The 13,625-nt window shown below is 71.9% G+C and carries 13 protein-coding genes; 8 read left to right on the top strand and 5 right to left on the bottom strand.

Annotation, left to right across the window (positions count from 1 at the left end; genetic code table 11):
• Positions 1-94: 94 nt before the first annotated feature.
• Positions 95-985: a LysR family transcriptional regulator gene (locus D6270_RS21030; protein WP_109167338.1), complete on the bottom strand. Its 891-nt coding sequence runs from the start codon at positions 983-985 to the stop codon at positions 95-97.
• Between the two features lie 82 nt (positions 986-1,067).
• On the opposite strand from D6270_RS21030, the gene D6270_RS21025 reads away from it, so the two are divergent.
• From D6270_RS21025 to D6270_RS20995, 7 genes are all read left to right on the top strand, one after another.
• The gene (locus D6270_RS21025) at positions 1,068-1,736 is read left to right on the top strand and encodes an MOSC domain-containing protein (RefSeq protein ID WP_109164059.1); all 669 of its coding nucleotides are present in this window, start codon (positions 1,068-1,070) and stop codon (positions 1,734-1,736) included.
• Positions 1,737-2,063: 327 nt separating this feature from the next.
• Positions 2,064-2,837: an SDR family NAD(P)-dependent oxidoreductase gene (locus tag D6270_RS21020; RefSeq protein ID WP_109164060.1), complete on the top strand. Its 774-nt coding sequence runs from the start codon at positions 2,064-2,066 to the stop codon at positions 2,835-2,837.
• 113 nt (positions 2,838-2,950) lie between these two features.
• On the top strand, positions 2,951-4,075 hold the full coding sequence (locus tag D6270_RS21015; RefSeq protein ID WP_109164061.1) for a LacI family DNA-binding transcriptional regulator: 1,125 nt from the start codon (positions 2,951-2,953) through the stop codon (positions 4,073-4,075).
• A gap of 131 nt (positions 4,076-4,206) precedes the next feature.
• Positions 4,207-5,541, top strand: a complete 1,335-nt coding sequence (locus D6270_RS21010; protein ID WP_109164062.1) for an ABC transporter substrate-binding protein — start codon at positions 4,207-4,209, stop codon at positions 5,539-5,541.
• On the top strand, positions 5,538-6,617 hold the full coding sequence (locus tag D6270_RS21005; protein ID WP_109164063.1) for an ABC transporter permease subunit: 1,080 nt from the start codon (positions 5,538-5,540) through the stop codon (positions 6,615-6,617). Before D6270_RS21010 ends, D6270_RS21005 begins: the two co-directional genes overlap by 4 nt.
• Positions 6,614-7,474 (top strand): carbohydrate ABC transporter permease, encoded by an 861-nt coding sequence (locus D6270_RS21000; protein WP_109164064.1) that lies wholly within the window; start codon positions 6,614-6,616, stop codon positions 7,472-7,474. The genes D6270_RS21005 and D6270_RS21000 overlap by 4 nt, the downstream gene beginning before the upstream one ends.
• A 26-nt stretch (positions 7,475-7,500) precedes the next feature.
• Positions 7,501-8,487 (top strand): hydroxyacid dehydrogenase, encoded by a 987-nt coding sequence (locus D6270_RS20995; protein ID WP_109167339.1) that lies wholly within the window; start codon positions 7,501-7,503, stop codon positions 8,485-8,487.
• Positions 8,488-8,566: 79 nt separating this feature from the next.
• Here D6270_RS20995 and groL read toward each other — a convergent pair whose 3' ends face one another.
• From groL to D6270_RS20980, 3 genes are all read right to left on the bottom strand, one after another.
• Positions 8,567-10,192 (bottom strand): chaperonin GroEL, encoded by a 1,626-nt coding sequence (groL, locus tag D6270_RS20990; protein WP_093692747.1) that lies wholly within the window; start codon positions 10,190-10,192, stop codon positions 8,567-8,569.
• 98 nt (positions 10,193-10,290) lie between these two features.
• Entirely contained in the window at positions 10,291-10,599 is a 309-nt protein-coding gene (groES, locus tag D6270_RS20985; RefSeq protein ID WP_003966899.1) for a co-chaperone GroES, read from the bottom strand.
• Positions 10,600-10,883: 284 nt separating this feature from the next.
• The gene (locus D6270_RS20980; protein WP_109164065.1) at positions 10,884-11,807 is read right to left on the bottom strand and encodes a polysaccharide deacetylase family protein; all 924 of its coding nucleotides are present in this window, start codon (positions 11,805-11,807) and stop codon (positions 10,884-10,886) included.
• A gap of 243 nt (positions 11,808-12,050) precedes the next feature.
• Between D6270_RS20980 and D6270_RS20975 the strand changes: the two genes are divergently transcribed.
• Complete coding sequence (locus D6270_RS20975; RefSeq protein ID WP_109164066.1) at positions 12,051-13,325, top strand: THUMP-like domain-containing protein; 1,275 nt, start codon at positions 12,051-12,053, stop codon at positions 13,323-13,325.
• A 62-nt stretch (positions 13,326-13,387) separates the two neighbouring features.
• Here D6270_RS20975 and D6270_RS33285 read toward each other — a convergent pair whose 3' ends face one another.
• Positions 13,388-13,585 (bottom strand): hypothetical protein, encoded by a 198-nt coding sequence (locus D6270_RS33285; RefSeq protein WP_162600260.1) that lies wholly within the window; start codon positions 13,583-13,585, stop codon positions 13,388-13,390.
• Positions 13,586-13,625: the final 40 nt, after the last annotated feature.

The following is a 13,625-nucleotide window of genomic DNA, read 5'->3' as shown; positions in this document are numbered from 1 at the left end:
GCACCGCCCGAAACACCGCCCCCCCAACCCGGCCTCCGACAGGGCCTCGACTCGACCCCCGACGCCGCCGCCCCGTCCCCGGCCGCGCGGCTCCTCAGCGGGCGGCCGCCAGGGACAGCTGGTCCAGGGTGGCCGCCACCGCCGGGACCCGGGCCAGGTCCGGGAGGGTGAGCGCCACGATCTCCCTCTCGATGGCGGGCTCCACCGCGACGGTCCGGGCCCCCTTGGGGCGTACCGACTCCACCGCGAGCTCCGGCAGCACCGCCACACCGAGCCCGGCCCCCACCAGGCCCATCACCGCCGGATAGTCGTCGGTGGCGAAGTCGATCCGGGGCGTGAAACCGGACGCCTCGCAGACCTCCACCAGCTGGCGGCGGCAGCGCGGGCAGCCCGCGATCCACGACTCGTCGGCCAGCTCGCCGATGGCGACGCTCGCCGCGTCCGCCAGCCGGTGCCCCTCCGGGACCAGTCCGATCAGCCGGTCGGTGAGCAGCGGCCGGACCACCAGGTCGTCCCATTCGCCGCCGGTGGTGCCGTAGCGGAAGGCCAGTGCGATGTCGCAGTCACCGTCCCGCAGCAGGTCGACCGAGCGCGGCGGCTCGGCCTCCACCAGCGAGACCCTGGTCCCGGGGTGCTCGGCCCGCAGGGCCGCCAGCGCCCCGGGCACCAGGGTGGAGCTGCCGCTGGGGAAAGAGACGAGCCGGACCCGGCCGGCCCGCAGTCCGGCGATGGCGGCCACCTCCTCCTCGGCCGCGGTCAGCCCGGCGAGGATGCCGGAGGCGTGGCGCACCAGCGCCTCGCCCGCCTGGGTGAGGCGCATCTCGCGGCCGGTGCGGATCAGCAGGGTGGTGCCGGCGGAGGACTCCAGGGCCTTCATCTGCTGGCTCACCGCGGGCTGGGTGCAGCCGAGTTCGCGGGCGGCGGCGGAGAAGGAGCCGGTGGTGGAGACAGCGCGCAGGACGCGGAGGTGGCGTGCTTCGATCACACCCACCACCATAAGAGCTTCTTGGGTGGGAGGCGAATTAGTGACGTACCTCTTTGAGGGCTGAGCCGTTAGCGTGACCGGTATGAGATTGCTGAGCGTGAATATCGGCCGGCCCACCCCGCTCCCGTCCGCCGGTGGCCCCGGCGGTCTGTCCGGGATCGACAAGCGGCCGTTCGAGGGAAGCGTGCGGGTCTCCGACCCCGGCCCCAAGGGAACGGGCGGCAGCGGGCTCGCCGGGGACGCGGTCTGCGATCTGCGCAACCACGGCGGCAGCGACCAGGCGGTGTACGCCTTCGCCCGGGAGGAGCTGGACGCCTGGGAGCGGCGGCTCGGCGGCCGGGAGCTGGCGAACGGGGTGTTCGGCGAGAACCTCACCACCCTCGGGGTCGATGTGAGCGGCGCGCTGATCGGGGAGCGCTGGCGGGTGGGGGACGAACTGCTGCTGGAGGTGGCCTCCGGCCGTATCCCGTGCCGGACGTTCGCCGACCACGTCAAGGAGGAGAAGTGGGTGCGGCGGTTCACCCAGGAAGCGGTGACCGGCGCCTATCTGCGGGTGATCGAACCGGGCACGATCCGGGCCGGCGACCCCGTCGAGATCGTGCACCGACCGGACCACGAGGTCACCGCGGCTCTGCAGTTCCGGGCCGTCACCACCGAGCGCGCCCTGCTGCCGTCGCTGCTGGCCGCAGCGTCGGCACTGCACCCGGAGGCACTGCGCAAGGCGCGGGAGTACGTGGCGGCCCAGGGCTGAGGAGGCCGCCCAGGGCTGACGAGTCTGCGTCGCCGGCCGGGCCGGGCCTTCCTCATGGGCCCGGGAGGCGCGGGCACGGAGAAGGTGCTCCTCCAGCACCCGGCGGCGGCCACGGCGCCCGGGACCAGGGTGGGCGGCGGGCGGCCTATGCCGACGGCCGGGTCGTCGGCACCTCGTCGGGCGTGAGCGGCACGGACAGCGACCACCGGGCCCGCGTGCCCTGCTTCGCCGCCGCCCGGCCCTGACCGGGCCGCCCGTCCGGGGTCGCGGTGCGGCGACCACGGGCGGGTGAAACCGGGGGCGCGCGGGGGCACTAACGTGCCGCGTATGACGACTGCACTGATTACGGGCGCGACGGCGGGTATCGGGGCGGCCTTCGCGCGGCGGCTCGCGGGCCAGGGGCACAACCTGGTGCTGGTGGCCCGGGACACCGCCCGGCTGCACGAGCAGGCCACCGAACTGCACGACCGGCACGGCATCGAGGCCGAGGTGCTGCGCGCGGACCTGTCCACGGACGCCGGGATCGAGGCGGTCGAGAAGCGGCTCGCGGACCGGACGCACCCGGTCGATCTGCTGGTCAACAACGCCGGGTTCGGCAACAAGGGGCGCTACCTGGAAGTGTCCATGGCCGACGAGCTGACGATGCTGAAGGTGCACTGCGAGGCGGTGCTGCGGCTGACCTCGGCCGCCGCCACGGGCATGGAGGAGCGCGGCCGGGGCGGGGTGATCAACGTGGCGTCTGTCGCGGCGTTCGTGCCGCGCGGTACGTACGGGGCGTCCAAGGCGTGGGTCGTGCAGTTCACCCAGGGTGCGGCGAAGGACCTCGCCGGTTCGGGGGTACGGCTGATGGCGCTCTGCCCGGGCTTCGTCCGTACGGAGTTCCACGAGCGGGCCGGGATGGGCACCGGCAACATCCCCGGGTGGATGTGGCTGGACGCGGACAAGCTGGTGGCCACGGCCCTGGCCGACCTGGCCCGGGGAAAGTCGGTGTCGATCCCGGACCCGCGCTACAAGGCACTGATGGGGCTGGTCAAGGTGGTGCCGCGCAGCCTGCTGGGCGGCGTCAGCTCGCGTACGGGGCGCAAGTACGGTCCGCAGTAGGCGCGTCGGGCCCACCGGTCCGTACCGGGCCCTCCCCTCCCCCGACCCCGTTGTGATCGAATGATCGGCCATCACCCATGGTTCGATCATTCTGCTCAAGGGGGGCTGTCACCGTGCGCGAAGGTGGAGCCGAACGACATGACCGGCTGCTGAACCTGGTCCGCGAGCGCGGCACCGTACGGGTGTCGGACCTGGCGGGACGCCTGGGTGTCTCGGTGGTCACGGCCCGGCGCGATGTCGAGGCGCTGGCCTCCCGGGGGCTGCTGGAGCGGACGCACGGCGCGGTGTCCTGGCCCGCCGACCGGGGCCCGGCCGGTACGCCGGTGGGCGGCGGGCCGGTGATCGGGATGCTCGCCCCGGCGACCGCGTACTACTTCGCCGAGGTCATCCGGGGCGCCCACGAGGCAGCCGCCCGGCTCGGCGCCCGGCTGATCCTGCGCGTCACCGACTACCGCCCCGAGGACGACGCCTCGCACGCCGCCGGGCTGCTGGCGGCCGGGGCCCAGGGGCTGCTGCTGGCGCCGAGCTGGACCGAGCCCGAGCACCCGGCGCGCTACAGCGACTGGATCGCCCGGCTGCCGGTCGCGAAGGTGCTGGTGGAGCGGGAAGGGGAGCCCGGCGGTCCGCTGGAGGGGCTGGACCGGGTCGGCTCCGACCACGCGCACGGGGTGCTCCTCGCCGTGACGCATCTGGTGCGGCTCGGACACGGGACGCCGATGCTGGTCGCCCGGACGGACAGCCCCACCGCCCGGGCGGTGCGCGCCGGTTACGGGCGGGCGCTGGAGACCCTGGGCCTGGCCGGCACCGAACCGCTGATCGCCGCCACCTCCGCCGAGCGCGACCCGGCCCTCTTCGAGCGCTCCGCGCTGGCCGTGCGGAACGCGGTGCGCGAGGGGCGGGCGGGCTCGGTGCTGGTGCACAACGACGAGGACGCCATCCGCATGGTGCGCCGCCTGGCCGAGCTGGGCGTGCGGGTCCCGGACGACCTGGCGCTCATCACGTACGACGACGAGGTCGCCGCCCTCGCCGACACCCCGCTCAGCGCGGTGGCCCCGCCGAAGCGGGAGGTCGGGCGGTGCGCGGCGGAGCTGCTGGTGGAGCGGCTGTCCGGGCCCCGGTATCCGGGGGGCGAGGAGGCCGCGCCCCGGCGCCGGGTGGCGCTGCTGCCGACGTTGCGGGTGCGGGGGTCGTGCGGGCGGCCGGGGGCGGAGGAGGCCGACCGTCTTGCGACGGTCTGACCCTCTTCACACCCTCTTGAATCGATCATTATTCGATCATTCAATCTTTCGCTCTTGACTTCGCTCAGGCGGGATCGAAACATCGCGGCTACCCGCTCGAACCGTCCGTGCGTCCGTACAGGAGCCATGCCGTGAGCCGCAGTTGGTCCCGTTCCGTCCATGCGCTGGTCGGCGCCGCCACCGCTCTCGCCGTTCTCACGGCGTGCGGCGGCGCCGACGACTCCCGCACCCGAGGCACCGCCGACGATCCGGTGACCGTGTCCTTCTGGGCCTGGACCAGGGGGTCGCAGGAGGTGGTGGACGCGTTCAACGCGACCCACGAAACGATCAAGGTGGAGTTCGAGGAGATACCGTCCGGCGGTCTCGGCGGCTATCCGAAGATCGCCAACGCGGTGAAGGCGGGCATCGCCCCGGATCTGCTCTCCATCGAGTATCCGCAGCTGTCCGCGTTCGTCAGCCAGGGCTCGCTCCAGGACATCAGCGGCTACCTGACCGAGGACATCAAGAGGAAGTTCCTGCCGCAGACCATCGAGATGACCACGCTCGGCGGCCGGAACTGGGCGGTCCCGTTCGACGCCGCGCCCCAGGTCTTCTACTACCGCAAGGACTTCTTCACCGAGCACGGCATCACCCCGCCGGCCACCTGGGACGGGTTCCGGGACGCGGCCGAGCAGGTGCGGAAGGCCTCGCCGAAGACCCGGATCGCCACCTTCTTCCCCGACGACCCGACGTTCTTCCAGGCCATGGCGTGGCAGGCGGGCGCGCAGTGGTTCCGGGCCGACGCGGGCACCTCCGCCTGGCGGATCCACACCACCGACCCCGCCTCCGCGCGCACCGCCGCGTACTGGCAGGGCCTGATCGACGACCGGCTCGTCTCCACCGCCTCCTCCTTCAGCCCCGAGTGGACCGGTTCCCTCAAGCAGGGCACCACCGTCGGCTATCTCGGGGCCTCCTGGGGCGCGGGCGTGCTCGCGGGCATCGTGCCCGAGCAGAAGGGGAAGTGGGCGGCGGTGCGGCTGCCGTCCTGGGAGGCGGACCGGCCGGCCAGCGGGATGATCGGCGGCTCCACGTTCGCCGTGAGCAAGGGCAGCACCAGGACCGCGGCGGCCGTCGAGTTCGCGCTGTGGATGTCGACGCACGAGGACGCGATCAAGGCGCGGATCGGGGCGAGCACCTCCAGCGCCCTGCCCGCCTCCCCCGCGATGGTGCCGATCGCCCGGAAGGCCTTCGACACCAGCTTCTACGGGGGCCAGGACCTGTACGGGCTCTTCGAGGAGGCGGGCGCCTCCATCGGGCCGGACTGGGTGTGGGGCCCGAGCCCCGGCGCCACCAACTCCGCGCTGGGCGACGCGCTCGGCGAGGTGGTGGGTGGTGCGTCGACGCTGCCGAAGGCGATCCGGCGGGCCTATGACGCCACGGTCGCCGACCTGCGGAAGCGCGGCCTGAAGGTGGAGGACCCGGCATGAACGACAAGGCCGATCCCGTACGTGGAACGCCTGATCCCGCCACCGGCACGCCCGGTCCCGCACACGCAACACCCGGCCCCGCCACCAGCCCACCCGGTCCCGCACACGGAACGTCCGGTCCCGCCACCAGCACACCCGATCCCGCGCGCGGCAACGACAGCAGGCGCCCCGCCAAGGCGCTCAGCACCCGCGCCCGCACCCGGCTCGCGGCCGGCGCCCTCCTCACCCCCTTCTTCGTCCTCTTCACCGTGGCGATGATCGTCCCCGTCGTCTACGCGCTCTGGCTCAGTCTCTTCACCGAGAAGCAGTCCGGCCTCGGCTTCGACGGTCCCCGTACCGTCTTCGACGGGCTCGGCAACTACGCGGCGGCCCTGGGCGACCAGGCGTTCCGCGACGGCTTCTGGGTGCTGCTCGGCTACTGCGCCTTCTACATCCCGCTGATGGGCGGCGGCGCGATCGTCCTGGCCCTGCTGCTGGACACCACGCTGGCGCGCGCCCGGCGCTTCTTCCAGCTGGCGCTGTTCCTGCCGCACGCCATCCCCGGTCTGATCGCCGCACTGATCTGGATCTACCTCTACACCCCGCAGCTCTCCCCGGTCGTCGCCGCGATGGAGGCGGGCGGCATCGGCTTCGACTTCTTCTCCTCGGCGGGCACGCTGCCCTCCATCGTGAACATCGCGCTCTGGGAGTGGCTCGGCTACAACGTGGTGATCTTCTACGCCGCGTTGCAGGCCGTGGACCGCTCGCTGCTGGAGGCCGCGACCGTGGACGGCGCAGGCAACTGGCGGATCGCCTTCTCCATCAAGCTCCCGCTGATCCGCTCCTCGCTGGTGATGGTGCTGCTCTTCACGATCATCGGCTCGCTCCAGCTGTTCACCGAGCCCCTGATCCTCAGCCGCGGCTCGGGCTCCGCGGTGACGAGCACCTGGACCCCGAACATGTACGCCTACAGCGCCGCGTTCGAGCGCAACGACTACGGGCTGGCGGCCGCCGCCTCCGTCCTCATCGCCCTCGTCGCCGCTGTGCTCTCCTTCGCCGTCACCCGCTTCACCCACCGGAAGGAGGCACGGTCATGACCTCCGGAACTTCCAGAACCTCCAACCGGTGGCTGTCGAAGACCGCGGTCAACGGTGTGCTCCTGATCGCCGCCCTCTACACACTCTTCCCGCTGATCTGGCTGCTCACGGCCGCCGCCAAGGACGCCGGGAACCTGCTGGGCGGTGATGTCTTCTCCTTCGAGGGCTTCGACCTCGCGCACAACCTGTCGGAGCTGACGGCCTACCAGGACGGCATCTACTTCCGCTGGTACGGCAACTCCCTGCTGTACGCGGGCATCGGGGCGCTGGGCTGCTCACTGGTGAGCGTCGCCGCCGGGTACGCCTTCGACAAGTACCGCTTCCGGGGCAAGGAGAAGCTGTTCGCCCTGGTGCTGCTCGGCGTGCTGCTGCCCTCCACGGCGCTGTCCCTGCCGCTGTACCTGCTGGCCGTCGAGACCGGCACCGTCAACACCTACTGGGCGGTGCTGATCCCGGCGCTGGTCAACCCGTTCGGCGTGTACCTCTCGCGGATCTTCAGCGCGGGCTACATCCCCGACGAGGTGCTGGAGGCCGCCCGGATCGACGGGGCGGGCGAGCTGCGGACCTTCTGGTCGGTCGGGCTGCGCATGGTCATGCCCGGCTTCGTGACGGTCTTCCTCTTCCAGTTCACCGCGATCTGGAACAACTTCTTCCTGCCGCTGGTGATGCTCTCGGACAAGGACCTCTATCCGCTGAGCCTCGGCCTCTACAACTGGCACAGCAACGCCAACGCCGACCCGGCCTTCTACCCGATGGTCGTCACCGGCTCGCTCCTCGCCGTCACACCGCTGATCATCGCCTTCGTCGTGCTCCAGCGGCACTGGAAGGCGGGCCTGACCGCAGGGAGCCTCAAGTGACACCCACCCCCACCGCCCTCCTCGCCATGGGCCCCGGCATCGCGGACCGCCTCTTCACCCCCGTACAGCGGGAGCGGCTCACCGCGCTCGTGGAGACCGATCCGGCGCTGGTCGCCCACCGGCTGACCGGGCCGTCGCCCGAGGTCGCGGCGGCGCTCGCCGGGGCGGAGCTGCTCATCACCTGCTGGGGCGTGCCCCCGCTCACCGCCGGCGTCCTCGCCGCCGCGCCCCGGCTGCGGGCCGTCGTCCACGCGGCCGGGAGCGTCAAGCACCACATCACCCCCGCCTGTTGGGAGCGGGGCATCCAGGTCAGCTCGGCGGCCGGGGCCAACGCGCTGCCGGTCGCCGAGTACACGCTGGCCGCGATCCTGTTCGCCGGGAAGAACGTGCTGGGCGCCGCCCACCGCTACCGGCGGCTGCGCGCCCCGCACGACTGGCGCGCGGAGCTGGACGGGCACGGCAACTACCGGCGGTGCGTGGGGATCGTGGGCGCCTCGCGGATCGGGCGCCGGGTGATCGAACTGCTGCGCCCGTTCGACCTGGACGTGCTGCTCTTCGACCCGTACGTGGACGCGGGGGCGGCGGCCCGGCTCGGCGCGGCGAAGACGGGCCTGGACGAGCTGTGCGCCCGTAGCCGGATCGTCTCGGTCCACGCGCCGGAGCTGCCTGCCACCCGGCACCTGATCGGCACCGCCCAGCTCGCGGCGATGGCGGACGGCACGACGCTGATCAACACCTCGCGCGGTTCGCTGATCGACGGGGACGCGCTGCTGCCGGAGCTGGTGTCGGGGCGGCTGAACGCGGTGCTGGACGTCACGGAGCCGGAGGTGCCGCCCGCCGGTTCGCCGCTGTACGACCTGCCGAACGTCCTGCTGACCCCGCATGTGGCGGGGTCGCTCGGGGACGAGATCCACCGCATGGGGGACTTCGCGCTGGAGGAGATCGCGCGTTACGTGGAAGGGGTGCCGTTCGCCGACCCGGTCACGCCGGACGAGCTGGCGCGCAGGGCGTAGGCGAGGCGGCCGGAACGCACCGAGGCCCGGTGCCCCCGCGACGGGGGTACCGGGCCTCAGGCGTACGGAGAGCTACGTACTAGTGGGAGTGGCCGTGGCCGCCGTGACCGGCGTCGGCCTCTTCCTCGGCCGGCTTCTCGACGACCAGGGTCTCGGTCGTGAGCAGCAGCGACGCGATGGACGCGGCGTTCTCCAGGGCGGAGCGGGTGACCTTGACCGGGTCGATGACGCCGGCCTTGACCAGGTCGCCGTACTCGCCGGTGGCGGCGTTGAAGCCCTGGCCCTTGTCCAGCTCGGAGACCTTGGAGGTGATGACGTAACCCTCCAGGCCGGCGTTCTCGGCGATCCAGCGCAGCGGCTCGACGGCGGCGCGGCGGACGACCGCGACACCGGTGGCCTCGTCGCCGGTCTTGCCGAGGTTGCCCTCCAGCACCTTCACCGCGTGGACGAGGGCGGAGCCACCGCCGGAGACGATGCCCTCCTCGACCGCGGCGCGGGTGGCGGAGATGGCGTCCTCAAGGCGGTGCTTCTTCTCCTTGAGCTCCACCTCGGTGGCGGCACCGACGCGGATGACACAGACGCCGCCGGCCAGCTTCGCGAGGCGCTCCTGGAGCTTCTCGCGGTCCCAGTCGGAGTCCGTGGACTCGATCTCGGCCTTGATCTGGTTGACGCGGCCCTTGACGTCGTCGGAGTTGCCCCCGCCGTCGACGATGGTCGTGTCGTCCTTGGAGACGGTGACGCGGCGGGCGGTGCCGAGCACGTCCAGACCGGCCTGGTCCAGCTTGAGGCCGACCTCTTCGGCGATGACGGTCGCACCGGTGAGGGTGGCGATGTCGCCGAGCATGGCCTTGCGGCGGTCACCGAAGCCCGGGGCCTTCACCGCGACGGCGTTGAAGGTGCCGCGGATCTTGTTGACGACGAGGGTGGAGAGCGCCTCGCCCTCGACGTCCTCGGCGATGATCAGGAGCGGCTTGGAGCCACCGGACTGGATGACCTTCTCCAGCAGCGGGAGCAGCTCCTGGATGGAGCCGATCTTGCCCTGGTGGATCAGGATGTACGGGTCGTCGAGGACGGCCTCCATACGCTCCTGGTCGGTCACCATGTACGGGGACAGGTAGCCCTTGTCGAAGGCCATGCCCTCGGTGAACTCCAGGTCCAGACCGAAGGTGTTGGACTCCTCGACGGTGATGACACCGTCCTTGCCGACCTTGTCCATCGCGTCCGCGATGAGCTCGCCGACCTGGGTGTCCTGCGCGGAGAGCGCGGCCACGGCGGCGATGTCGGACTTGTCGTCGATCGGGCGGGCCGTGGAGAGCAGCTCCTCGGACACGGCCTTGACGGCGGCGTCGATGCCCTTCTTCAGGGCGGCCGGGGAGGCGCCCGCGGCGACGTTGCGCAGACCCTCGCGGACGAGCGCCTGGGCCAGGACGGTCGCGGTGGTGGTGCCGTCACCCGCTACGTCGTTGGTCTTGGTCGCCACCTCCTTGACGAGCTGGGCACCGAGGTTCTCGTACGGGTCGTCGAGTTCGACCTCGCGCGCGATGGTGACGCCGTCGTTGGTGATGGTGGGTGCGCCGAACTTCTTGTCGATGACGACGTTGCGGCCCTTGGGGCCGATCGTCACCTTGACCGTGTCGGCAAGCTTGTTGACGCCGCGCTCAAGGGCGCGACGGGCGTCCTCGTCGAACTTCAGAATCTTCGCCATGGGCTGTACTTCCCTCTCGAACGAACTGCGCCCCTCGCCGCCCGGCTAGTTATTTCGCAGGGGGCCAGGGGCGCAGAACACAAGCAAACGTGGGTGAATTACTTCTCGACGATCGCGAGGACGTCGCGGGCCGAGAGGACGAGGTACTCCTCGCCGTTGTACTTCACCTCGGTGCCGCCGTACTTGCTGTACAGGACGACGTCGCCGGTCTTGACGTCGAGCGGAAGACGCTCGCCGTTCTCGAAGCGGCCCGGGCCCACGGCGAGGACGACGCCCTCCTGGGGCTTCTCCTTCGCGGTGTCCGGAATGACCAGGCCGGAAGCCGTGGTCTGCTCGGCGTCGAGCGGCTGGACCACAATGCGGTCCTCAAGCGGCTTGATCGCAACCTTGGAGCTGGTGGTCGACACGATCCGGTCTCCCCCTTCGGAGATCTCACGGGGTTTAGCAGTCAGTGGGCGGCGACCAGACCGATCCGTCGTCGCGGGTGCCGGACCTGCCCTGTCGCACAGTGTGGTGCTGGCACTCTCCAGGGGGGAGTGCCAGACCCGAGACTATGACCGCGATTAGCACTCGGTCAAGCGGAGTGCCAATTCACCACCCTCGCGCCTCCCGATCGGGGCCTTGATGACGGATGCGCGCCCGGCCCGGGGAGGGCGAGCGCGCATCCGGAGCGTACGGGGAGGGCATCGGGTCAGACGTAGTCCTCCAGCTTCGCCACCGCGTACCCCTTGTCCGTGATGGTCTTCATGACCAGGCGGATCATGTCGGGCATCGTGCCCTTCCAGGCGCCCTTGCCCCGGAAGTGGGTGAGGACGATGTCGCCGGGGTGCAGGTCCCGGTCCCACTCGCGCCACTCCATGTGGTCGGCGAAGGCCTCGGCGGACCACAGGGGCACGGCGGTGATGCCGCAGCTCTTGGCGACGACGAGGGTGTCGCGGTTGTAGTTGCCGTAGGGCGGGCGGAAGAGGGTGGGCCGCTTCCCGTACTCCTTGAGGAGCTTCTCCTGCTGGCCGCAGATCTCCCGCCTCTGCTCGGCGTAGGAGAGGCCGGGCAGATAGCGGTGGTTGAGCGTGTGGTTGTTGAGGGCCACCCCGCGCTTCTGCATCTGCCGGAAGTACGCGTAGTTGTCATTGGTGACGTAGTCACTCAGGAAGGCGCTGTACGGGATGTCCAGTTCGGTCATCATCCGCAGCAGCGCGGGGTCCTTCTCCGCCCCGTCGTCCATGGTGAGGAAGACGATCTTCTCCTTGGTGGGGACGGTGGTGAAGACGGGCGGCAGCCCCTCGTCGTCCCGGACCTCGAACCCCTTGCGGGTGGTGATGCGCGGCTTCACCGCCGGCGGCTCGGGGGCCGCGAGCGGAGTCTTGGCCAGCCCCCACTTCTTCGCGGCGACGGCCCGTGCGGCCTGTCTCCGCTTGAGTTCCCCGGCGTACGTGTCCAGAGCGCGGGCGGGCCCGGCCTGCGCGGCGGCCTCGTTCGGCTGCCCGGCGGCGGGCTTCGCCGGTCCGCCCGGGGCTCCCGCGCCGCCGCCACCCGTCTCCGACGCACACGCGGAGGTGATGGTGGCGGCCAGGAGGGCCGCCAGCACGACGGAGACCGGCCGGTGCCGCTTCATGGGTGATTTTCCTTTTTGTCGTACTAGCTGCATGGCGCCGCATCCTGCCAGCCGTCCACCCGCCTCCCGTCCCGACACCGCGAGGGGACCGGACCCGTCCCCCGACCGGCCCACAGGGGCGACGCGTCGGCTTGTGGGCGACGCGTCGCCCGGTAGGAGCACGTGTCGGCGTAGAGGGAACCCGCGTCGACGTACAGGACCCCGCGTCGACCCCAGGGCGCCCGCCTTCGCGCACCGGCCACAATGGGACGGGTGAACGCATCGACCCCCGCCACCCCGGCCGACGACCCCGCCCGCGCCGCCTTCGCCGCCCTGCGCACCCCCGAGGGCGAGCACCTGCTGGCCGGGCTGCGCGACCACGACCCCGCCGCAGAGCTGGCCACCGCGACCCGGCTGCGCCGCACGCACCCGGCGGAGCTGGTGTCGGCCGCCCTGGGCCAGGCCCGGCTGCGGCAGCGGGCGGTGGCGAAGTTCGGGGCCGAGGACGCGTACCGGATGTACTTCACGCCCAACGGCGTCGAACAGGCCACCCGCACCTCGGTCGCCACCCACCGCGCCGCCCGGTTCGCCGCGCTCGGCGTGCGGAGCGTGGCGGACCTGTGCTGCGGCATCGGCGGCGACGCCATCGCGCTGGCCCGTGCCGGGATCGCCGTCCTCGCCGTGGACCGCGACCCGCTCACCGCCGAGGTGGCACGCGCCAACGCGGAGGCGCTCGGCCTGGGCGCGCTGATCGAGGTGCGGTGCGCCGACGTCACGGAGATCGACACCTCTCCGTACGACGCCGTCTTCGTGGACCCGGCCCGGCGGGGCGGGAAGGGAGGGGCCGCGCGCAGCGCGTCGGGCAGGGGTGGTGGCCGGGCGGCGGGCGGGCGGATCTTCGACCCGGAGGCGTACTCACCGCCGCTGTCCTGGGCCACGGCCGCCGCGCTGAAAGCTCCCCGCGCGGCGCTGAAGATCGCGCCCGGCATCCCGCACGAGGTGATCGGCCCGGAGGCGGAGGCCGAGTGGATCTCGGACGGCGGCGATGTGAAGGAGGCGGTGCTCTGGTACGGGGAGGGGTTCACGCCCGGTACGTTCCGGGCCACCCTGCTGCCGTCCGGCGCCACCCTCTCCGCCCCGGCCCCGCTGGACGCCCCGCCGGTGGGCCCGGTCGGGCGCTATCTGTACGAGCCGGACGGCGCGGTGATCCGGGCGCATCTGGTCGCGGACATCGTGGAGCGGTGCGGCGGGCGGCTGGTGGACGAGACGATCGCGTACGTCACGAGCGATGTGCCGTACTCCTCGCCGTACGTCACCGGGTACGAGATCACCGACCGGCTGCCGTTCAACATGAAGAAGCTGAAGGCGCTGCTGCGGGAGCGCGGCGTGGGCGTACTGACCGTCAAGAAGCGGGGCTCGGCGGTCGAACCGGAGGAGCTGCGCCGCCGGATGAAGCTGAGCGGGCCCGAGGCGGCGACGGTGTTCCTGACCCGGGTGGCCGGGGCCCCGACGATGCTGATCGGGCATCCGCTGGGGTGACGCCCGAAGCCTGAAACCCGAAGCTCAAACGCTTCGGCAGAGGCCAGCGGAGCGTCAGGGCGTCAGCCGACACTGCGGGGCGCCCGGGCCCGCCCGCCGCCAGGGCGCACGACAGCAGCAGCCGGACCGGGCTCATCGCTCATCCCGGGCAGCCGCAACTCCCGGTCGCGCTCGGGGTCCCGGTCCGGCGCACCCCGCTCCACGAGCAGCGCGCGCACCTCCCGGTCCCAGGAGCGGACCGGCGGGCGACCGGCAGGCACAGACGCGTCCCCACGAGCGGACCGGCAGGCGCGAGCGCCC

The sequence above is a fragment of the Streptomyces griseus subsp. griseus genome (assembly GCF_003610995.1).
Classification (GTDB): Bacteria; Actinomycetota; Actinomycetes; order Streptomycetales; family Streptomycetaceae; genus Streptomyces.
Note: the sequence above shows the minus strand (reverse complement) of the source record. Positions and strands in the feature narration are given on the sequence as shown.

Excerpts from the sequence above, each read along its gene's own strand:
- D6270_RS21025 (WP_109164059.1), top strand. The coding sequence starts at position 1,068 with ATGAGATTGCTGAGCGTGAATATCGGCCGGCCCACCCCGCTCCCGTCC.
- D6270_RS21020 (WP_109164060.1), top strand. The coding sequence starts at position 2,064 with ATGACGACTGCACTGATTACGGGCGCGACGGCGGGTATCGGGGCGGCC.
- D6270_RS21005 (WP_109164063.1), top strand. The coding sequence starts at position 5,538 with ATGAACGACAAGGCCGATCCCGTACGTGGAACGCCTGATCCCGCCACC.
- D6270_RS21000 (WP_109164064.1), top strand. The coding sequence starts at position 6,614 with ATGACCTCCGGAACTTCCAGAACCTCCAACCGGTGGCTGTCGAAGACC.
- D6270_RS20995 (WP_109167339.1), top strand. The coding sequence starts at position 7,501 with ATGGGCCCCGGCATCGCGGACCGCCTCTTCACCCCCGTACAGCGGGAG.
- groL (WP_093692747.1), bottom strand. The coding sequence starts at position 10,192 with ATGGCGAAGATTCTGAAGTTCGACGAGGACGCCCGTCGCGCCCTTGAG.
- D6270_RS20980 (WP_109164065.1), bottom strand. The coding sequence starts at position 11,807 with ATGAAGCGGCACCGGCCGGTCTCCGTCGTGCTGGCGGCCCTCCTGGCC.
- D6270_RS20975 (WP_109164066.1), top strand. The coding sequence starts at position 12,051 with ATGGGACGGGTGAACGCATCGACCCCCGCCACCCCGGCCGACGACCCC.